The 21849-nt window shown below is 45.7% G+C and carries 18 protein-coding genes and 1 riboswitch; of the genes, 8 read left to right on the plus strand and 10 right to left on the minus strand.

Annotated features, from left to right (window positions below; all coding sequences use genetic code 11):
• Positions 1 to 91 precede the first annotated feature (91 nt).
• The gene (locus DXZ20_RS01865) at positions 92 to 1453 is read left to right on the plus strand and encodes a tetratricopeptide repeat protein (RefSeq protein ID WP_163696079.1); all 1362 of its coding nucleotides are present in this window, start codon (positions 92 to 94) and stop codon (positions 1451 to 1453) included.
• Positions 1454 to 1458: 5 nt separating this feature from the next.
• Here DXZ20_RS01865 and DXZ20_RS01870 read toward each other — a convergent pair.
• A protein-coding gene (locus tag DXZ20_RS01870; RefSeq protein WP_431732065.1) for an IS630 family transposase occupies positions 1459 to 2486 on the minus strand; the annotation gives its coding sequence in 2 pieces (ribosomal slippage) (positions 1459 to 2057 and positions 2057 to 2486; 1029 coding nt in all).
• 365 nt (positions 2487 to 2851) lie between these two features.
• Between DXZ20_RS01870 and DXZ20_RS01875 the strand changes: the two genes are divergently transcribed.
• Together DXZ20_RS01875 and DXZ20_RS01880 are read left to right on the plus strand one after the other, a co-directional pair.
• Complete coding sequence (locus DXZ20_RS01875; protein WP_163696083.1) at positions 2852 to 5584, plus strand: protein kinase domain-containing protein; 2733 nt, start codon at positions 2852 to 2854, stop codon at positions 5582 to 5584.
• Between the two features lie 604 nt (positions 5585 to 6188).
• Positions 6189 to 6962 (plus strand): hypothetical protein, encoded by a 774-nt coding sequence (locus DXZ20_RS01880; RefSeq protein WP_163696085.1) that lies wholly within the window; start codon positions 6189 to 6191, stop codon positions 6960 to 6962.
• Positions 6963 to 7051: 89 nt separating this feature from the next.
• On the opposite strand, the gene DXZ20_RS01885 is transcribed toward DXZ20_RS01880, so the two are convergent.
• The 7 genes from DXZ20_RS01885 to DXZ20_RS01915 all read right to left on the minus strand — a co-directional run bounded on the left by DXZ20_RS01885 (position 7052) and on the right by DXZ20_RS01915 (position 14595).
• A complete protein-coding gene (locus DXZ20_RS01885) occupies positions 7052 to 7477 on the minus strand; it encodes a universal stress protein (protein WP_163669584.1) in 426 nt (141 codons plus the stop codon).
• 15 nt (positions 7478 to 7492) lie between these two features.
• The gene (locus DXZ20_RS01890; RefSeq protein WP_163696086.1) at positions 7493 to 9052 is read right to left on the minus strand and encodes an alanine/glycine:cation symporter family protein; all 1560 of its coding nucleotides are present in this window, start codon (positions 9050 to 9052) and stop codon (positions 7493 to 7495) included.
• A gap of 436 nt (positions 9053 to 9488) precedes the next feature.
• Positions 9489 to 10874 (minus strand): aminotransferase, encoded by a 1386-nt coding sequence (locus DXZ20_RS01895; protein ID WP_163696088.1) that lies wholly within the window; start codon positions 10872 to 10874, stop codon positions 9489 to 9491.
• Positions 10875 to 11145: 271 nt separating this feature from the next.
• Complete coding sequence (locus DXZ20_RS01900) at positions 11146 to 11868, minus strand: sulfite exporter TauE/SafE family protein (protein ID WP_163696090.1); 723 nt, start codon at positions 11866 to 11868, stop codon at positions 11146 to 11148.
• 2 nt (positions 11869 to 11870) lie between these two features.
• A complete protein-coding gene (locus DXZ20_RS01905) occupies positions 11871 to 12650 on the minus strand; it encodes an SDR family oxidoreductase (RefSeq protein ID WP_006514287.1) in 780 nt (259 codons plus the stop codon).
• A gap of 36 nt (positions 12651 to 12686) precedes the next feature.
• Positions 12687 to 12872, minus strand: coding sequence for a hypothetical protein (locus tag DXZ20_RS01910; RefSeq protein WP_163696092.1), 186 nt, complete (start codon positions 12870 to 12872; stop codon positions 12687 to 12689).
• Between the two features lie 682 nt (positions 12873 to 13554).
• A complete protein-coding gene (locus DXZ20_RS01915) occupies positions 13555 to 14595 on the minus strand; it encodes an IS5 family transposase (RefSeq protein WP_163696094.1) in 1041 nt (346 codons plus the stop codon).
• Between the two features lie 231 nt (positions 14596 to 14826).
• On the opposite strand from DXZ20_RS01915, the gene ald reads away from it, so the two are divergent.
• On the plus strand, positions 14827 to 15918 hold the full coding sequence (gene ald, locus DXZ20_RS01920; protein WP_163696096.1) for an alanine dehydrogenase: 1092 nt from the start codon (positions 14827 to 14829) through the stop codon (positions 15916 to 15918).
• A gap of 92 nt (positions 15919 to 16010) precedes the next feature.
• Here the strand turns inward: ald and DXZ20_RS01925 are convergent, their stop codons facing one another.
• Positions 16011 to 16727 (minus strand): WD40 repeat domain-containing protein, encoded by a 717-nt coding sequence (locus tag DXZ20_RS01925; RefSeq protein WP_250565562.1) that lies wholly within the window; start codon positions 16725 to 16727, stop codon positions 16011 to 16013.
• 49 nt (positions 16728 to 16776) lie between these two features.
• The gene (locus tag DXZ20_RS38660) at positions 16777 to 16917 is read right to left on the minus strand and encodes a hypothetical protein (protein ID WP_431732062.1); all 141 of its coding nucleotides are present in this window, start codon (positions 16915 to 16917) and stop codon (positions 16777 to 16779) included.
• 443 nt (positions 16918 to 17360) lie between these two features.
• Here DXZ20_RS38660 and DXZ20_RS01935 point away from each other — a divergent pair, with 443 nt between their 5' ends.
• The 4 genes from DXZ20_RS01935 (at position 17361) to DXZ20_RS01950 (ending at position 21400) form a co-directional block, all read left to right on the plus strand.
• Positions 17361 to 17750 carry an SET domain-containing protein-lysine N-methyltransferase gene (locus tag DXZ20_RS01935; RefSeq protein WP_163669572.1) on the plus strand — a complete coding sequence of 130 codons (390 nt, stop codon included), beginning with the start codon at positions 17361 to 17363 and terminating at the stop codon, positions 17748 to 17750.
• 37 nt (positions 17751 to 17787) lie between these two features.
• Positions 17788 to 18663 carry a formyltransferase family protein gene (locus tag DXZ20_RS01940; RefSeq protein WP_163696098.1) on the plus strand — a complete coding sequence of 292 codons (876 nt, stop codon included), beginning with the start codon at positions 17788 to 17790 and terminating at the stop codon, positions 18661 to 18663.
• A gap of 443 nt (positions 18664 to 19106) precedes the next feature.
• Positions 19107 to 19219: riboswitch (glycine riboswitch) on the plus strand.
• A gap of 44 nt (positions 19220 to 19263) precedes the next feature.
• The gene (locus DXZ20_RS01945; RefSeq protein WP_163696100.1) at positions 19264 to 20523 is read left to right on the plus strand and encodes a D-amino acid dehydrogenase; all 1260 of its coding nucleotides are present in this window, start codon (positions 19264 to 19266) and stop codon (positions 20521 to 20523) included.
• Positions 20524 to 20722: 199 nt separating this feature from the next.
• Positions 20723 to 21400, plus strand: a complete 678-nt coding sequence (locus DXZ20_RS01950) for a dienelactone hydrolase family protein (protein ID WP_163696102.1) — start codon at positions 20723 to 20725, stop codon at positions 21398 to 21400.
• The last annotated feature ends 449 nt before the right edge of the window (positions 21401 to 21849 follow it).

The following is a 21849-nucleotide window of genomic DNA, read 5'->3' on the forward strand; positions in this document are numbered from 1 at the left end:
AAACATTGCCTAGCGATTAGAATGGAAATAAAGGCTACCTTAGGAAGCCTTTGCCTGTTCAGATAGGACCGGGTCCAAAACAAGGGTAGACATGAGCGATATTCTTCCCCCCGCTGAATCAGTTTTGGAGAAGCTTAGCATTAAGCCGCAAGCGATCAAATCTATTAAACCACCCTCAAAGCGCAGTCAGTACCGTGCCGTATTGAATTGGCTCACTCAATACAAACCGCCATCGGAAGCAACTAATCTAGATATTGTTCGGGGGTGGTTAGAGTCTTTGCATCATCTTTGCAGAGCTAACGAATGGGAAAAAGCTGCATTACTACTATGCAATCGACTCCAAACATCTACCAATGAAGAGTTTCATAATCAGTTAAATACTTGGGGATATTACAATGAGCAGTCCGTCCTGTATCAAGAACTGCTAAAAGTTTTAACAAGTGAATCACATTTAGAAAATTTATACAATAAGTTTCAGAATGTAGGCATTAATATCGAAGATCAAAATATAAAAGCAATAATTGGGAACGTATATGACGATTCCCAAAATTTAAGGAGACTTCTACAAAGTATTTGCCTAAATGGTTTAGGCAATGCTTCCTATTGTCTAGGAGAATATGATGACGCGATTAGTTACCATAAGAAGAGTCTAACTACCTCACAAGAAATTAGTAACCGATCAAGAGAGATGATATCTCTCGGAGGTTTAGGAGTCGCTTACTTCTCTAAAGGAAACTACTCGAAAGCAATTCAATGCCAAGAAGAAAGTTTCAAGATCTCACAGGAAATCAAGAATCTTAAGGGAGAGGAGCAAGCTCTAGGAAATTTAGGGAATACTTATTTTGCCCAAGGGAACTATTCCAAATCTATTGAATACCAACAGAAAAGCTTAGAAATCGCACAAAGGATTATGGATCGTCGAGGAGAAAGCTCTATACTCGGCAGCCTAGGACGTATTCATGATTTGACAGGTAACTATGAGCAAGCAATTCAGTATTACTTGAGAGGCTTAGAAATTGCTAGTGAAAACCAAGATAAATTACAGGAAGGAAAACTCCTGGGTAACTTAGGAGCTTCCTATCAAGCATTAGGAAATTTTCATGAAGCAATTTATTATCACAACCGACATTTAGAGATCTCCAGAAAACTTCAAAATCGTTACAGCGAAGGAATGGCACTTGGAAACCTAGGAATTGCTTATTTTTCAATAGGAAACTATGAAACGGCAGCCAGCTATCAGCAGCAACGTTTAACCGTGGCCAGCACTATCCAGGATCTTGAGGGTAAAAAATCGGCTTTAGGGAATCTTGGAAATATTTATTGCATAACAGGGTTATATTCTGAAGCACTTGAGTATTACTTGCAGTGTCTAAGTATTTCAAAAGAAATCAACGATCTTTTGGGAACTGAACAAACTGTAGGAAATATTGGAACTGCTTACTATGCTTTATAGCGTTCCTATTTGATTGGTGAGAATGTTCCATACATATGCATTTTGGGAAAGTCAAAGAGTTCCAGGGCACAAAACTGCTCAAATAGAGCTTTGAGGCCAGTGAATGACGGCTTCAATCCAGCCATCTGTCTGACCCAGGTCTTGGCTTGTAACCAAACATCCTCAATCGGATTTTGAGTTGGGTCGTTGGGCGCAAAGCGAATGCAGTGGATACGCCACTGGGATTCTGGCAGTCCTTCATTGAGCTCGTTTAAGCACGCTTGAATCTCCTGAGAACGATGATAACTGGCTCCATCCCATAGAATAATCAAGCGCTGGTTTGGAAACTGACGCTGCAAGAACTTGAGATAGGCCAATGTACAGGTCGTATTGCCGGCAGCGTGGGCCTCAACGAAAACGCGTTTACTTAGCAGGTCCAAGGCCCCATAGTACGTCTGCCGGTCGCGTTCATTGACAATCGGGACCTCAACGCGCTGATTTCGACGTCCCCAAACGTAGCCTTCGAGATCCCCACTCATCAGATGACATTCATCGACAAACAACACCCTCACTTGGCCACATTCAATCTCGGTGCGGTAGCGTGCCAATAGCCGTTGGATGTCGGCTTTTTTTTAGCCACTAGAGCGGGATCGGTTTTGGGGTTGACCTTGCTGGTTTTCTTCCAACTCAGACCAGCGGTCTCGAATAAGTCGTAGTAACTCTGTTTGGACTCATAGCTGACCCCATATTCACTGGCCAGGTGATACTCCAATTCATTCAGTGTCCAGATAGCTTTGGTCCCGAGCCACTCGATAACAGCGGCCTTTTGAGCAGCACTCAGATAGCTTTGACGACCTTTATGACGCGGTGCAAAGCTGCTGAGTCCCTCGGCCTCGTATCGCTGCTTCCAGTTTGCAATGAAGCCCATCGACACGTCGAGAATACTGATAATCGATTCGTAGGTATGCCCCTGATAGAGCAGTTTAACTGCTAGGGCTTTCTTCACCTGACGACCATCACGTTGCGTCTTGATGAAGGTTTTCAATTCTTCGATGGCTGCGGTTTGACTGGATACTGGTATCTCCGAACTCATAACGATACGGGGGGAACATGCTCTGATGAATACAATTTCTCAGATCATACCGATCTACCCTCAAGAATCAAGACGGATGACTATAGCATCCTAAGACAATCAAACTAGTTACTTGGGTATAATACAGATTGAATCAGATACAACTGTCCCACTCGATATGCATCAGGACGTTTGCTATAACCAAGGTAGTGTAATAGTTTGGTTTGGAGAATAGGAAATTGGTGGGCACCATAAGGACTGTTGGGCAATTCACTAGCCTGCAGTTCGTAATATTTGCAGCTATTGTTGTAGCTAGTTGTGACCAAGCTTTATAAGACTGAACTCCTATGGCTTATTGCTTGAATCCTCAGTGTTCTGCACCTGAAACGCATCAACCTAACCTAAAAGTCTGTCCTAGCTGTGGTTTCGTCATTAGCCTTCGATCTCGTTATGTTGCCATCAAACCCATTGGTCAGGGTGGTTTCGGTAGAACGTTTTTAGCAATTGACCAAGGCTTTCCCACTAAACCTCGATGTGTCATTAAACAGTTTTTCCCAGCGCTCAGGTCAAGCAAGCATCCGGATACAGTTACTAAGCTTTTTTATCAAGAAGCCAATCAACTTAAGAAGCTAGGCCATCATGGGAACATACCCAGGCTAATAGACTACTTTGAGCAAGATAATCATCTTTATCTTATTCAGGACTATATAGAGGGGCAAGACTTAGCCCATGAGCTACAAAAGACAGGCACCTTTTCTGAAGCGCAAATCTGGCATGTCCTAAATCAGGTATTGCCCACGTTAAAATTTATTCACAATCACAATATTATTCATCGTGATATTAAGCCTACCAATATCATTCGTCGCGCCACTGACCAGAGCCTGGTATTGGTAGATCTGGGGGCAGCAAAACATGTCACGGGTTTAGCCCTGGCCCAAACGGGTACAGTCATTGGCAGTGCTGAGTATACAGCCCCTGAGCAGGCGCGGGGAAAAGCTGTTTTTGCCAGTGATATTTATAGCCTGGGGATTACCTGTATTCACCTACTGACAGCTGTTTCTCCTTTTAGTCTCTATGAGACTGGAGAGGGAAGATGGGTTTGGCAAGACTATTTACAGCAGCCCGTCAGCCCGAGACTCGCTCAATTGCTAAATAAGATGATCCTCATGCCAACAAATCATCGTTATCAAACCATTGAGGAAATTCAGACATCTATCGATGGGGAGAATGCTCAATCAGGTCCCGCATCATTCCTCAAGACTCCCGAATCCAAAGCACCCTATGGCAGGGGAAAAAGATCTTCTAATCGCTTCAAGAACAAAGAAGCTTCCCCATCACCTCAGCCATTGATTGCTAAAACTCCGGAAGAAAGTCCCCTCGCTGTCCCCTCACCATCGTCTGAATTATTAGATACCGATCAGTACACACTATCATTAGATGCCAGCGATCAATACACACTGCCTAATTCTAACCTCAAGACTCCCGAATCCAAAGCACCCTATGGTAGGGAAAAAAGATCTTCTAATCGTTTCAAGAACAAAGAAGCTTCCCCACCACCTCAGCCATTGATTGCTAAAACTCCGGAAGAAGGTCCCCTCGCTGTCCCCTCACCATCGTCTGAATTATTAGATGCCGATCAGTACACGCTATCATTAGATGCCAGCGATCAATACACACTGCCTAATTCTAATAATACCGACAGGCAAGTTACTCGAAATAGTACTAATCCATTTATCTTTATAACAACAATTTCACTTGGCTTGCTAGTAGCGTTTTTTGGGGCGTTGGCGGTAATATACTATCCTTCTCTACTAGAAAGTACTTTTCAGCGATATGGAACTACAGGCTGGCTTAATTCGGAAAAGAGTAAGTCGATGTCGACTGATGCAGACATTATTGTTAATAGCGAGGGTTTAGAGCTATGGGGACCAATTATCAGCAGAGATGGAAAATTGTTGTATACAATTTCGGGACCTATCGAAGATCTACATGTTAAAGTCTGGGAACTTGAATCCGGCAATCTGGTAGATGATATTCCTATAGAAGAATCCCATATTGAGACGAGCTATGATCGACATCAATACCTATTAGCAGGTCATAACTATCAGGGGCTAACAATCTTTGATCCGACTAATGAGCAGATATTTACACCAGTTGATGATTTTATACCTCCAGGAGAATTTGCCCATAGCCCGGGTTCTGATATCTCGGATTTTAGCCTAAGCGAAAATCAATCCTTTTTAGTAGAAGATGCGGTAACCCAGACAGATCAAGGGGAACCCCTACATAGCATTAGTGTTTGGGATTTAAGGTCACATAAACGATTGATCCATGAAGAAACAATTTATTCATCCGATAATCCCTGGGTAGGGATCTTCTGGTCTTTGTTATCTAGTAACGATCATCATCGTAGCCACCTATTTAGTGCTGATAGTCAACATATTGTTGTTGACAGGCCAAATGGGGTTGAAATTTGGAATGTGGATTCTGGTACCCGACTCTTTTCATTAGGAGCAGATGCTGCTAGCTTTACCACAAAGGAGAATATTCTCATTAGTGAAAAACATAGAGAAGTTGTGGTAGAAAATGATACTACTTCATTTTCTAGGCTGGTCCCCTATGACATTACTGTTTGGGATACCAGCCAGCAACGTCCTATTTTAGAGTTAGGAGAAGGTCGCATTAGCTTTACTGGGACTGGAGAACGATTTGTGTTTTATGATAACCAAACAAATCAGCTCAGCCTATTTGACACCCAGTCAGGAAAAGAAATTCGTGAATTTTCCCAATATGATCTATCTGCCCATGAGCAGATCTCTTATATCACACTCAGTGATGATGGTGATTTACTCGCTACTATTATATCCGAAGATCGTGTTGATACTCCGAATTCTTGGCAAGATCGCCTGATATGGTGGGATACTAAAACAGGTGAGGTTGTAGGTAAACCTCAAGCAATTGGTGGTGATTATCAGGGTTTCAACATTGTTCAATTTACCCCTGATGGTCGTTACCTTGTGATTGGTCAAGGGTTTGATGATGCCCCATTTCAAATTTGGAAGACGCCGAAGTGGGACTGAGAAATTTAAGTACCCGATATCCCAGGTCACCCTATAGGTGACATGCCTCCCTCGCTTGGTAATGTTTTTTGCTCCACACTCAATGCAGCAAATGCCCTCGGCCCAACACATCGTGCGAACAGTCTTGTAGCATTTATCCTCATCGATTAACTTAAAAAGCGTTAGCATTGCTGGGCTGACGGGAGGCGGTATGCCCTGACATACCCTGCTCAACTTGAATTTAGCACCCTTCCTGAAGCAGCTATTGAGCCATTGTATATAAGCTGTGTAAATCAAGGTGTTATCACCACGAAAGTGGCGGATAAGATCCAGAATTATGGGTCTGATCTACCAACTCTAACGCTGAATATATAGCTATTTCGGCACGCAAGGTATGTCTGTTAGGGCTTGGGAAACCTGCTTTAAGCGTGCAACATAGTAAATCACTGGAGCCGACGACCTCCGCTAGCCGACGGCATCGTACTCGACAAGTGTTAGCGGCTTAGCTCAATCGTTGGACGGCAATTGAAAGTTCGCTACCAGAACAATCAAACTTACACTTTCTTTCTGGAAGCGATAATTACATCGCTCCACCACTACCCTAGTTCGCATTTAGGAGGACAAGATGATCAATTGCTACTTGCTGTTTCATAAATGTGGGAATAACTACATCCAAAATGTCCATCGCATCGATAAAAAGACTGGGTTTGTCAATAGCGTGCAGCCTGATAAGGCTGACAGTGTAGGCGGCTACGACAGGCCTGGGAGCGTGGTGAATATCCGTTGCCGCAACTTCGGTTCCGAGGCACTCGAAGCAACGGGCCTCCTGGATGTCGAGTCAGCGAGGTTCTTAATTTTTACGCGGGACCCGGCAAGTTTTATCTTCAGCGCAGCGAAGTACCATTTGCGAGGTGGTGAAGCATGGGCGGTAGAGAAAGTTCATGCAGCTCTCGGCGGACAGACTCTGACGCAAGTTCTCCGGGACGCAGAATCTCTTGACGAACAACATATCGCCATCATGAGGCAATTTGATTGGCTATATGAGCGCCAGGTGTCGCTTCTCGAACACCTGACCGATTCGAGGTTCATGCGAGTTCGCTGTGAGGACATCTTCACTTCGACTGAGGACGCTTACTTCGCCAGAATCGCTAGCTTCCTGCGCTGTTCGGCACGACCGTCGATTCTGGACAGGTTGCTCCGTCAAGCCAGCAACGAGCCACGTTTTCTGAGCGCCCTCAAAGCCGCGTCACCCGTCTTCAAGCAAAAACTTCCGAAGCATTCGACGGGTGCCTTCGCTATCGAGAGACCGTATCATGCGTTAGGTCCCAAAGCGAAGCGTTATTACGATGCTCATTGGCAAGGGTACGCGCGCGCGCTGGGCTACGACTGTGGCGACTGAGTTGGCTAACCGTCTTACAAAATGTTCTGCTACGAACATCCAGTCATACGAGATTTACCCCACATGCTGAATTAACGTTGCCAAAAAGTTTACTTCAGAATCAACACTGGACAGTGAGATAATCGCACCACTTGTTCAGCCACCGACCCAATCAAAAAACGACTGACACCTTTGCGCCCATGGGACGGCATGACAATTAAGTCCGCATCTATCTCTTGGGCATAGTCCACAATTTTTGACGTAGTGTCCCCAATGACCACCTCAATGTGAAGCTTGTCGTAGCCCATTTCGTTAAGCTTTTCATGGGCAAAGGCCTGGACTTTTTGCTTGCGGTCTTCATCACTGACTGTGTCCCACATGGCCGCTGGATCGGCAGGGTGCAACGGTGCAAGCACATGAATCAGTTTCAATGATGACCCATCGTCCACAAGTTCTTTGGCAGGCCCCAGTGCCTGATAAGAAAGGTCAGAAAAGTCTATGGGAATCAGAACAGATTTTCGCTTAAGCCAACTCATCTCAGTTACCTCCATTTATTTAAAGACTGTTTCCTGAGCAATTGGAGTCTGGGGTAGCATTTCTCCCGAATTGAGCCGCTCCATATAGCTCTTCAACTCCCTAGCAATCAGTCCAGACATCAAGAAGCAACCCAACAAATTAGGCAGCGACATTGCCAGGGCCATAATGTCGCTAAAATCAAGCACGGGACCTAAGTTAACCACTGCACCGACAAAGACACAGAACAAAAAGATGCCCTTGTAGATGTTAACAGTGCTGTCACCAAACAAAAATGCCCAGGATTGTTGTCCATAATAGCTCCAGGAAATCATGGTTGACAGGGCGAACAAAAATCCGGCCACGGCAATCACATAGGGGAACCAGCTAATAACTGTTTCGAAGGATGCTGCCGACAGCTGGGCTCCATTGAGATCAGCAGCGGTGGGATCGGCATAAACTCCGGTCAGAACAATTACCAGTGCTGTCAAATTACAAATAAACATGGTGTCGATAAAGGGTTCTAGCAAAGCCACAATCCCTTCTCTAATCGGTTCATCTGTCTTGGCAGCAGAGTGGGCAATGGCCGCTGAACCTAATCCTGCCTCATTGGAGAATGCTGCCCGCTGAAAGCCAATCACCAGGGCACCAATCGCTCCACCTGCCACTGCCTCTGGGCTAAAAGCTGTCGCAATAATTGTACCAATGGCACCGGGAACCTCCGGTAGTTTAACTAGCATGACCCAGAAACAAGCGATGGCATAAACCACAGCCATAAACGGCACGAGAACGCCGGCAACAGCACCAATCCGTTCAATACCTCCCAAGATAACCAAACCCACAATCAGAGCTAAGACAATACCAAATAGCCAGCTAAAACCGTTTAGAAATGGCAACACATTAGAAACAGCGGCAAAGGCCTGGTTGGCCTGAAACATGTTGCCAATGCCCAAGCTACCAATGGCACAAAGAACAGCAAAAATGACTGCTAATGCTTTACCCACCGGAGCCATGCCCATGGCCGACAATCCCCGAGATAGGTAATACATGGGACCGCCACCCACGGTGCCATCAGGTTTGATGACGCGATACTTTTGACCCAGGGTACATTCGGCAAATTTACTCGACATGCCTAGAAAGCCTGCCATGGTCATCCAGAATGCAGCGCCTGGACCACCGAGACGAATTGCGATCGCAACACCCGCGATATTACCAATCCCTACAGTTCCTGAAAGCGCCGCTGCCAGGGCCTGGAAGTGAGAAACATCACCTTCGTCCTCCTCACTGTCGTATTTGCCCCGCACCACATCAATGGCATGTTTAAAGGCGCGAATATTGATGAATTTAAGCCGGAACGTGAAAAAGACAGCGCCAATCACCAGCCAAAGAACAATAAATGGCATACCATTCTCGCCACCAACCTTGAAGTAAAAGATCAGGTTGAGAACATCTACGACACCCTGGACACCAGCCTCAATGGAACCTAAGAGACCAACGGAGGCAGCATCGTCCTGGGCAAAAGCAATCTGGGGGAGAAAGATAAGTAAAAATGCCAGGGCATAGAGATAGTGTTTCAATCTGAACAGTGTTTTTTTCATGGTATTAACTCCAAACGAGAGAGATAATTGAGAATACTGATTGTCCCATCTTCTTTTTTGAGGAGGACTCAGTGAAAATTTTGATTGATCGAGCTACAATGAGATTGCTGCAATCTTTCCTCTGCTAATAGAGAGGGTTTAATCCATTGGCTAAAACCTTATATTGAGATTGATTGGATATCTTGAACCCGCATTGGATGTAGAACCCAATGCTAATTGAGGGTGTCTGCTAAAGTAACAACCTGGCTATGGGGCTCTATACATGGATCGTTTACCGATCGCTCAACCCCTTTAGCGAGTTTTAATTTGATCAGCCTTGTGACTTTGAGTCCCAGGCAGGATATCGCTACCCCGCCTGGAGTAAAATATGAGCTAGAGGAACTAGATTAGTGACACCATCTTAATTTAGAGACTTTAGAGATCTAGTGAGACAACATCAGGAACTGGATAAAGCAAAAACAGCATCACAGAGAGTATCTGCTAGCCGATCGGCGTCTTCTCGACTCATCACCAACGGTGGAGCCAGAATTAGCACATTGGTAAAACCAGGAATTGTGTTCGTGTTTCGACCAATAATCATCTGCTTGTCCATGCAGTATTTAGTTACCGAAGCAACGGCATCGCTATCTAAAGGTGTTTTGCTGGCCTTATCTTTGACTAGCTCCACACCCAGCAGCAAGCCTTTGCCTCTAACGTCACCTACATTGGGATGCTCTAACAGCCGTTGCAACTTTCCAAGCAGATAATCACCCATCTCAGCCGCACGCTCACACAGGTTTTCTCTTTCTAGGATTTCGATACTTCTTAGACTGACTGCTGTGCAGACAGGGGTGCCGCCATAGGTAGTAACATGCCGAAAATGGCTATCACTGCCAGGGTCGTCTAAGAAAGCTTCGAAGATAAACTGTTTTACCACTGTGGCAGACAGGGGCATATAGCCACTAGTAAGACCTTTTGCAAAGGAGATAATGTCTGGCTCCACACCCCAGTGTTGATGGCCAAACATTTTTCCAGTGCGACCAAAGCCGTTAACGACTTCGTCATAGATGAGAAGAATGCCGGTGCGATCGCAAATCTCTCGCACACCTCGCAAATAGCCTTCTGGCGGCACAATCACCCCACCCCCAGAAATGATCGGTTCCACAATCACCGCTGCAACAGATTCAGCCCCTTCATAGAGAATTGTCTGTTCCAGTTCTCGCAAGCAGGCGGCATTGTAAACATCTTCCGGCTGTCCATCACCAAACCGATAGTAGTAAGGTGGGCTTACATGAAGAAAACCAGGAACTAAGGGCTCATACTTGAGCTTACGTTCAGCCTGTGCCGTTGCGCTTAGCGCTCCCATGGTGTGACCATGATAGCCTCGATAGCGAGAGATAATTTTGTAGCGTGGGCCTGAGCCAGCAGGAGCCGTCTGAGCATGGTACTGACGAGCAATCTTAAAGGCTGTTTCATTGGCCTCTGAACCGCTTGTGGAGAAAAACACCTTACCCTCGTAACCCAATAGCTCCAATAATTTATGAGCCAAACGAATGCCCGGCTCATGGCTCATGGTGAGCGGGAAATAGGCCAGATCGACCATTTGCTCATAGGCAACTTCCGCCAACTCCTGACGGCCATAGCCAACATTGACGCACCACAAGCCAGAGATACCGTCGAAATATTCGATTCCGTTTGTATCAGTCACATAACACCCCACACCCCGTGTCATACACTTGGGAGGCTTCTGAGAAAATGACTTGTGTTGCACCAATGGATGCCAAAGTGATTCAGCATCCATTGTTCCTAAATCAGTCTTTTCTGGACTCAAACTAGCAAACATTAAAAATGATCCTTAAAGCGAAAGAGCATTTTCCAAGAGCCAAGTTACTTTTATCGTGAAGCGAATTCATGGGATGTTTTCAACACAATAAAAGTATTTAAAAGCTCTCTTCTGTATATTTACACACGATTCAATAAAGTTTTTCTTAATAGAAAAACCAATTCGAAAGCAATGCTCGTTAAAGAAAACATGTCTATTTCATGACAGCAAAAAATAGACAGCAAGAACAATGACTGAAAAACTTTGCTGCCCTTTTGATACTTTTATGGATTTATAGATAGATGCCAGAGAGAATAAGCCGCACTCCAATAATTGCTAACAAAATAGTGATAATTTTTCGAAAAACATTAGGGTCAAACTTCTTTGCAAGTATGACACCTAACAATAATCCCAGCATTACACTCGGTACAGCCATTAAAAACTGACGAATAATATCTGCCGAGAGTCGATTTTGAAAGCCATGCCCTACAACAACAATCGCCACACTCACCCAGAAAAAACTGGTGAGGTTGCCTTTGAATGTTTCCGGAGACCAGCGTTGACTCGTGCCATACAAAATGACTGGTGGTCCTGGCAGATTAAAGCTGCCCAACAAAATACCTGATGTGAATCCAGCCCCATAAGCCCACAATTTAGACTTCAAAACAGGCACCGCTGGACTCCTTAAGGAATATAGAGCATAGGCAACAATGATCAGCCCTAGGGTAATCAACATCAGTCCTGGAGGAATGTAATTCAAGGCTAGAAAGCCAATGGGAATCCCTAGGACGGATCCCAACAACAAGTGGGTGACCACTTTACGGTCAAACGATTGGCGGTAGTAGATACACAGTATGAGATTGTTCGTTAATGTGGTGAGGGCAACAAGGGGAGCTGCTGCCTGAATACTGGTTATGCCAGACAAAATTGGCATAGCTACCAATGCAAACCCAAATCCCGAAATCCCCTGGATAAAGGCCGCTCCAAACACAGTGATGACAATGATCAATGCCATCGTTATACTGAACTCCGATGAACATGGGTGACCGAAGACTGATCCGTCGGCATGACAAAGATTTCACTGATATTGACGTGGGCGGGACGAGTGACTGAAAACAAAATTGTGTCGGCAATATCATCGGGGGTGAGGGGCGTCATTCCCGTATAAACTGAGTTAGCCTTATCATCATCGCCTCGAAACCGCACATTACTAAACTCAGTTTCCACTAACCCTGGCTCGATGTTAGTCACCCGTACAGGCGTGCCTAGCAAGTCTATTTTTAACCCTTCTGATAAGGACTTCACTGCTGCTTTAGTAGCACAATAGACGCTGCCACCCATATACGTTTGCCGGGCTGCAATGGAGCCAATGTTAACCACATGTCCCTGGCCCCGTGTCACCATGCCGGGTACGACGGCACGGGTGACGTATAACAGACCTTTAATATTGGTATCAATCATCTCCTCCCAATCTTGAATCGGGGATTCATACTGTTTTTCCAACCCCCGGCTCAGACCAGCATTGTTAATCAAGATGTCAATGGTTTTCCACTTTTCAGGCAGCCCTTCCATGGCAGTCATGACTGCCTGGCGATCTTGCACATCTATGCACAGTAGAAGGGTTTCGGTCTGATAGTGCTTTTGTAATTCATCCGCAAGCGCTTGCAGTTTCTCTTTACGACGAGCCGCCAGGATCAGGCGGGCACCTGCCTGGGCAAATAATCGGGCACAGGATGTACCGATACCGCTGCTAGCGCCAGTGATGAGAACGCATTGCTCAGTTAGAGATAGTGCCATAGGGAATAATTACTCCTGGTATTGCCTGTTGTTTAGTCATCTTATCCCCCCCAGAATTGGGGGGCTAGGGTGGCCTCGATCACCGATGGCTTCTTTACCGGTTGTCTTGTTATGGGAATATTCTTCTGCAAAAGAATCAACCCCACCGCCGATCCACACCATGCAGCGATCCCAAGACCAACACCAAGTATCTCCCCACCCAGGAATGCTTAGCGCTGGCAAAGGTCAACCTTCCCAATCTGCCCCACATTTTTGGAATTGAGAGGTCTAAGCCCCAGGTAAATGACCTGGAAACATGGTCAGTATCAACAGATGAGAACAAATATTGTACAGGTGCTGCCTCCAACACCAACCGTTTGAAAAGCTTACTGTTTATAGCTACCTCAAACTTTCCACAGCTTCCGCTGGAAATACGCTCAACCTAGAGTTAAACGCAATCCCTGTTTGGTCATTATTGACCAACAGCTTTAAGCTCAGCGGATCTAAACTGTCATGTAGGCTTACACAAACACTCCAGCGTAGGGCGAACCGACGCCGTTCCATTTGAGCAAGTGCTTATGAAGCCTCCCTTCTTTGAGATTCAAATTAAAGGGCTCATGACTCGGGCTTAGAGATGAAAAGTAGATAAATAGCACCACCATCTTTTGAGGCCTATGTAGCGAGTCTTCAATGTTATAACTCTAGCAAGGGATCGTCATAGTTTTTGTATAAAAATCTACTTATTGAGTTTTTTTACCATTTGTTATCAACAGGCTACAAATTCTATTGGGCACCTCTATTTATTGATTTTTTGAGGAATCGAGTCTCAAATAAGACTGTTATCCAGCCTTGTTTCTGGAAATCAGAATATGAAATAAACACCCCCCATGCATTGTGTCCGTTTTAGAGCTGAATATCCCATCCTTTAGGCAAATACTTCAGCCATGTCTTGTTTTTGCCAGAAGACATACCGCTTGAGATTGTAGGTCAAGTTTTTGAGGCCGAGCATGGTTTTGGCCCTGGCTAACCCAATGGTGCGAACAACTTTGCCCCCCATCTCATTGACCATCGACCCAAATACATGTTCAACCTTGGCCCGGGTTTTTGAACGCTCACGATTGTCCGCTATCTGCACCTCTGTTAGGGGGCGATTGCGATAGGCTCGTTCGTTAATATGGCTCTCAAAACCCATCATCTCTAACACGGTGACAATCGCTATCGAGAGATAGGCGCTATCGGCCCAAATCTCATCATCAGAATTGTCCGCATCTAGCAGTTGACCCAATACCTGAGAATCATGAACCGAGGCATCGGTGACCGTATACCGACGAATAAACCCATGCCCCGCATCCCGATTGATATGGTTTTTATACCCGTAATGAGACGTGCCATTCTTTTTGGTCCAACGAGCCTCCACATCCTTTTGGGATAGCTTATGAGGCTTGTCCTGCCAATCCTCAGGCACCTTGCCTGCTTTGACCTCGGCATTATCGTCTCGACTATTCCGTTGTTTAGGCACTGGCACTAAGGTGGCATCGACGATTTGACCACATTGGGCTTGGTAGCCCGTTGCCTTCAGATAGGCCCCAAACTGCTCAAATAGTCCTTCCACTAACTCGGCCTGGCGTAAGCGCTCCCGAAATGACCACACCGTTTTCGCGTCTGGCACCGCATCTTCCAGGCCCAGATGTAGAAATCGCATAAATGACAACCGGTCATTCACTTGGTATTCCAGCTCATCGTCACCAATGTTGTAGAGCTGTTGCAGGATTAACAACTTAAACATGAGGATGACATCTATCGGGCGACGACCTGCTTTACGCTTACGGGATTTGACATACACGCTTTCTAACAGCGGTCGAAACTCATCCCACGGAATCAGCTCGTCCAGGCAGGTCAACAGGTCTTTTTTTGATTCCAGCTTTTGATGACGGATCTCAAAATCCCAAAATCCTTGTTGTCCCATCAGAAGTCTCCCTGTCAACCCTAATCCGTAACCATGATCTCATATTGAGACTCTATTTTTGAATTAATCGAGGTGCCCTATTGATCAATCATCAAGATTAGTGCTACCGTTCAATCTGTCAATACTGAAATGAGAGCGGGTGGCTTTCCCCACATCCCCACCTTATATTTCAGCAAGTATTACAACAACAACGTTAGGACACACCCTCAACCGATAGGAGGTTAATTTGTTATGAGAATTGGACTGCCCAAAGAGATTAAAGATCAAGAATTTCGAGTTGGATTAACGCCTGCGAGTGTACAGGCCCTGTGCCAACGGGGACACCAAGTCGTCGTTGAGGAAAATGCAGGACATGGGGCTGGGTTTACAAACGTGGATTATGCTGCCGCAGGGGCGACCCTGGTAACGGACGCTGCTATCCCCTGGTCTCAGGATATGGTGGTCAAGGTTAAAGAACCCCAGTCCTCTGAATATGGATACTTTCGGCATGATTTATTGTTGTTTACCTACCTGCATTTAGCAGCAGAACCTCAGTTGACTGAGGCATTGATGGCCAGTGGGGTGAGTGCGATCGCATATGAAACCGTCATGACCAACGACAGCAAACTACCGCTGTTGACACCCATGAGCATTATTGCAGGGCGATTAGCCGTTCAGTTTGGAGCCCGATATTTAGAAAAACAACAGGGTGGTCGCGGTGTTCTCCTCGGGGGTGTTCCTGGTGTACAGCCAGGACGTGTGGTGATTTTAGGTGGAGGCATTGTTGGTACGGAAGCTGCACGCATTGCCGTAGGTATGGGGGCTCAAGTGCAAATTTTAGACATTAACATTGAGCGTCTTGCTTATCTGGAAACCTTGTTTGGGTCACGGGTTGAGCTACTCTATAGCACCTCAGCTCAAATTGAGCGTGTTGTTCCTGAGGCTGATTTATTGATTGGTGCAGTCTTAATTCCAGGTCGTAAAGCACCCACCCTGGTTGACAAAGCCTTAGTTTCTAAAATGCGTCCCGGCTCAGTGATCATTGATGTGGCTGTGGATCAAGGGGGGTGCATTGAGACATTGCGACCTACCTCACACACCCAACCCACCTATATTGAGTCAGGTGTTGTGCACTTTGGTGTGCCTAATATGCCAGGAGCAGCGCCATGGACAGCTACCCAGGCATTGAACAACAGCACCTTACCCTATGTGCTCAAGCTAGCTGACCAGGGACAGGATGCGTTATTAAAAGACGCCGCTCTGGCCCAAGGATTAAATGTCGCTAATGGCAAAATTGTTCATCCAGCTGTACAAGAAGCCTTTCCTGTGATGGTTGCGGCATAGGGCCTAAGCTCACATCGCTCACCAAATTAATGGCATCGGTTCATTTTTCCAAAAGAGCCATCGACGTGACTCAAATGGTGATTGGTGCCAATTCAGTTAGGTGCTGGGGTACCTGCACCTAACTGAATAATCGAGAGAAACCCGGCATAGGTAGAAACAACAAGAGTTTTGCCATCCGAGGATAAGTCCATACTACTAATAGCAGAGCCAATGAATAGCTGCCATCGAAAGTCTCCAGCAATGCTAAATGCTCGGATATAGCCAGAGGCATCACCCACAATAAACTCATCCTGGTGGCTCACTCCAGCATATACTCTGGCTCCATCCTCTAGTTGAGCAATGCGATTATCTTCCTCATAGAAGTCAGTCTTCATCCCTTTTAAGGCATCGGTAAGTATACCGATTGTTGTGCCGTTATAGAAATGACAAGCATTGAATGCCACCATACGCCCATCTGCACTGAACAGAGCATAGTGTGGATATTCACTGTGGGGACCAATCTCACTGATCAGGTTCAGCTGAGCATCAAAAACTAAGTGACAACTGTTTTGCGCACCCACGGCAATCAAGTGACCATCTTTAGATAGCGTCCCATGCTCCATACTTAAGTCCAGAGATAACTCGTCATCTGCGTGATTCTCCTGTAACAAATGGATAAACGGTTGATGCGCTGGTGGCCATTGCTTCCTCAGTCCAACCCAATCACCTGTCTGATTGGCCTGGCGTATAGCCTCAATGGCGGCATTCGCCAAATGCTCACGGCCCGGTTCTTCAGGTTCCTCCCCAGCCTTGTCCCAACTGGTTCGCAAACCCACTTCCACAAACGCATTAATTGCCGCAATATATTGCAGCGTTTTTTCACACCATTCTGCTTGAGAAGATACCTAATTCATGAAGAAAGGTTGCGATCGCGCCTCGTATCATCACAACAAGATCTGACGGTTTATACACTACTGCATTCCCCATCAGTAGTGCTGGAATAAACACATTTGAACTCACAAAGTAAGGATAATTCCAGGCTGCAATATTAGACTTAAAAAGTAATCAATCGAGGGATATCCAGCCTTCGGGTCGAGGTTGAACATCAGAGTGGTGGCATCAAACGCTGTCAGATTTTGGTGCAAAAATTCCGTAATCGGGTTGAGGCATTTGTGGCTGATGTGATGCAAACAGCTTGCGGACTTCACAACGTTCATTTAGAGTTACGTACGGATGTTACGCTATAGCGGGGTAGACGAAGAGGGCAGAGCAAAGCTGTAGATGCCTTTCTCTAGTTCCGATAATGTCTAATAGTTATCGGGTGAACTTGAGCTCGCTTGGGGGCTTGCGAGATTTCTATTAAAATTTAGTGCGTTTCTATTCTCTAAATCTGAGATGTAAGTCTTCTACAAAAAATAGGTTGAGACATTATAAGAAAAGTCAAGCAATATGGGGCCTAGACAATGACCTGCACAAATCTATTAGCTATAGAATCTATTGCCATTAAAGGGCGCGGTGTGGTTACTACAAAAGCCATTGCTGCTAACACCGTGCTTGAAATTGCTCCCGTTGCCTCATTTCCATCAACAGAACGTAAAATCATTGATACAACTCAAATTGCCAAATATTACTTTGTTCAACCAGAAGCCTATCAATGCAATCATGAGGTTGATGGGTATTTTGTTTTTGGTCTTGCTTCGCTATGCAATCATGACAGCACTCCAAATTCAAAAGTTGAGTGGGTAACCGACGAAATTGGCCTATGGTCACATCTCACGAGTATTAAAGATATTGCATCAGGTGAAGAAGTAACCTTGTATTATACCAATATAGATGAGTATGATTTCTCATAAGTATCATTGAGATATATCGAGAATCAGAACAATATAGATGCAAAAAATGGGTGTTTATTTGCTGACTGATGCAAGTATTTTATGTAGTTACTTAACCAGCCGCTGGTGGACACGATTTGAGAAACATCCTGAATTTCGCGGTGTTGTGGTCAGGGAAAAACGTCCAGATGTATCTATATTACAAGCACGCCATGCGTTTCATACGCGATATGCAGGACAACATAAACTCTCAGCAGATCAGTGGCAGGAGCTGATAGAACTGTATCCAAAAATCAGTGAAGCAGAACAAGCAACAATACAGGCCATAGTAAACACGCATGGCCTGTGTTCTGATGCAGTTAGCCATCATCCAGACACGATCTTTCTTGATGATGATGTAAACAGCGAAACTGCTCGACAATGGCTACAGTCAATTACCCAAACAGCTTCATTACCTTGGCTGTTTAGCTGTATCGGGCAACTTTTCAAACCACAGTGGGTGGATACACTGGCTGGGTGTTTGGTGAATAGTCACACTGCTGTGTTGCCCTATGCAAGAGGTATTTACACAATTGAAAATATAGCTGCAACACAAGATATTGTGGCATTTCGGCAAGCTGCGGGGTTTACCATTCACTATATAGATGCACAAGTGGATACAGGGGCAATTATTCGTGCCGAACGTGTTGTTGATCCTTTCAGATTTAAGACTTTATGGGATTTAAAGGCATACCTTTATATGAGCAGTTTCGATTGTTACATCAATACAGCTGAGGTAATGCTAAATTGTCCTGAAACTGTTCCTGCTGGTATTATTCCTGATCCGGCGTTACGTGGCAAAAATTTTAAGAGCAAAGATTTTTCTGCGGCTAAGAGATACGAGGCCGAAACAGGTTACTTAGCAATGAAGGAAATAGTTCGGCTATCTGCCTGATCGGGGCCAGGGATTTCGGGCTTTAACTAATCTAGGAATAGTGCTAGGGATTTGGAGGGTTGTAGGGCACTGGCGCTACTCCATTACTCATCTACCCATCTACAGCCCCAACCAGGGCCTTTATTTTTGTGCAGTCCCCTATGTGCTGTTGATGGCCATGGAATTGCATAGCTCCCGATATTTTTGATGCAGGCGCACTTAGACTCTAGTGAATTAGCGTCTATTCTCCGATCCGAAATTCCGATCCGAAATAACGAATACTCCCCCTTTATATTCTATTCTAAAGTAGTGCTAAGTTTCAGATCGCTATCAAGCTAAGTTAAAATTTATTGGTAGTGTATACATATTCAGGTTCATGCAGGAGAGTCTTGGTAGGGTTTATCCCCTGCACTGACACCGAAGGCGCATTCCCAAAAACGCTCAGGTCGATTTACTGCTGAACTGTAGGAAAATCTGGAGAGTGCTGTTTTAGGCAGCCACCGAAGGGGCAAGCAGAGTAGTCCTAGTTTTGGTTCTAGTCTGTGAATCTCTCAGGTAAAAGGACAGAGAGGGGCGTTATCGAATGCTGTCTTTTTGCGGCGATTTGCCGAGAGGTTTCCCATGGAAGTTTGTGTCTTAGGGGCTGGTGTTGTTGGGGTGACTACGGCATGGTTTCTCCATAATGCAGGGTTTGACGTTACGGTTATCGAGCGGCAGCCAGCCGCCGCTTTGGAGACTAGTTTTGCCAATGGTGGACAAATCTCCGTTTCCCATGCTGAACCTTGGGCAAATCCAGGTACACCCGAGAAAATTCTCAAGTGGATTGGCCGTGAGGATGCTCCCTTGTTGTTTCGGTTACGGGCCGATGTGGGCCAATGGTGTTGGGGATGGCAGTTCTTGCAGGAATGTGTGCACTCCCGAGCCCGTCATAATTTGATCCAGCTGTTGAATCTGGGCACATTTAGCCGTAGCGCTTTGCAAGCCCTGCGCTCAGAAACAGGCATCGCTTACGATCATCTCACGAAGGGCATTCTGCACTTTTATACTAGTCAGCGAGAGTTTAAGGCGGCCATTAAGTCGACCAAGATTATGCAAGACTTTGGCTGTGATCGTCAGGTGGTGACAGCGGAGGATGCTGTTCGTATTGAGCCAGCACTTAAAACTGTTCAGGACAGAATTGTGGGGGCAACCTATACCGACGCTGACGAGTCTGGAGATGCCCATCGGTTTACGCAAAACTTAGCTCACCTATGTGAGCAAAGAGGGGTTAAATTCTTGTGGAATACCCAGGTGCATTTGCTTGAAACACTTGGTGAGAAGGTGAATGGATTGCAAATTTCCCAGGCAGATGGCAGTCGCGCCACCCTTAATCCAGATGCTTGCGTAGTCTGTCTGGGTAGCTACAGTCCACAACTAGTTAAGCCGTTGGGTATTAATTTGAAAATTTACCCAGTTAAGGGGTATTCAGCCACATTTCCAGTGGAATGTGAGGATTTAGCCTATACCACCAGTCTTACGGATGATGAGTATAAGGTGGTTTTCTCTCGACTGGGCAATCGGCTACGGGTGGCTGGCACAGCAGAGTTGAATGGCTATGGGTTAGCGTTGAATGCAGCCCGTTGCAATGCCATTGTTGATCGGGTGATGGAGCTATTTCCGGGGGCCACTAATCCAAAGCTGGCCAAGTTCTGGACTGGCTTACGCCCCTCGACGCCCTCTAATGTGCCCTATATTGGAAAAACTCGTTACTCTAATTTATTTGTCAATACAGGCCATGGCACCCTGGGTTGGACCCATGCTTGCGGTTCGGGTAAAGCGATCGCAAATATCATTTCAGGTAAAAAACCTGAGGTGAACTTTCAGTTTACTCAAACGCTATAGAGAAAGTTTTTGATGAGTGTACTCTAGGGATTGAACTAATTCAACTGTACCTGACCCAAGGGATTTTCAGCGTTCTACCTATAGATGTCGCAAACGTTCAATACATTCAACTCTAAAGGCTCTACGCTCGTAGCGTTACTTTTGGGAGCCTACAGTGAACTCAATATCAACAAATGCAGCAACATACGAGTTACATGGAATGGAATTCGATCTGTACGTTGCCCAACCAGAACGCGTGACGAAGGCTCTGCCGGCCATTTTTGTAGCCCATGCATGGGATGGTTTGAACGAGCCTATGGAGAATATTACCCAACGTGTAGCACAACTGGGATATGTCGCCGTTGCCGTCGATGTGTACGGTAAGGGTATGCGCGGTGATCCCACGGGTGACAACTCGCATTTAATGATTCCCCTGCTTGAGGATCGAGGTGTTTTGCGAGATCGCTTACAGGCTGGTTATGCGGCTATCAGAGAGATAGAGACGGTGGATACTACCCGAATTGGTGCCATAGGGTATTGTTTCGGCGGCTTGTGTGTACTCGACTTGGCGAGGTCAGTGCCAGATGCCCTTCAGGGTGTTGTTAGTTTTCACGGCGGACTGACTAGAAACAGTCTGAAGGATACGAAGCCAATGGAGGCAAGTATTCTTATCGAACATGGTTGGGATGATCCGTTAGTACCCATCGATGATTACCTGGCATTTGCCCATGAGATGGACGAACGTAAGGCTGATTGGCAGGCGCACATTCATGGTGGCGCAGTACACGCGTTTACGTTTGAGGGTGCAAATATGCCAGAGAATGGCCTGCAGTATCATGAAGCAGCGGCTCGACGTTCATGGAAATCTATGATTGATTTTTTTGATGAAGTTTTCTGAGGCTGCTGTTGACCAAAGACGAACACAACAGTAGCTGGGACCATGGGAGCCCGATACCATTGGCCTGCTAGCGAATGCCTTTATTTCCGATTAAGTCTATTCTCTACTTTTCAGTTCAGTATGGAGCATTGGAAAGCAACGGTTTATGGATGAGTATTAGCAGTTTTTAGGATTATCTGTAAATGTCACAGCATAATAATCGCGTTCAGAAGATCGAACTGAAATTTCAGCTTTGGGGATGGGCTTTATTCATCCTATCGGCAAGCTTTTTTATGGCGGCAAGTATTAGGGTGGGAGATGTATTAAGTCTCTTGGGTAGTTTATTTTTTCTCTTTGCTTGTATCTTGTTTGTGATTCCCCTAGTTATTATGAGAAAGTCATGAGTTGCCTAATCAATTGGTAGCGATTCGATGATTCTCTTCAGAATACGCTAGCGGTCGGTCGGACAA

It is taken from the genome of Adonisia turfae CCMR0081 (assembly GCF_011009555.1).
Lineage (GTDB): Bacteria > Cyanobacteriota > Cyanobacteriia > Phormidesmidales > Phormidesmidaceae > Leptothoe > Leptothoe turfae.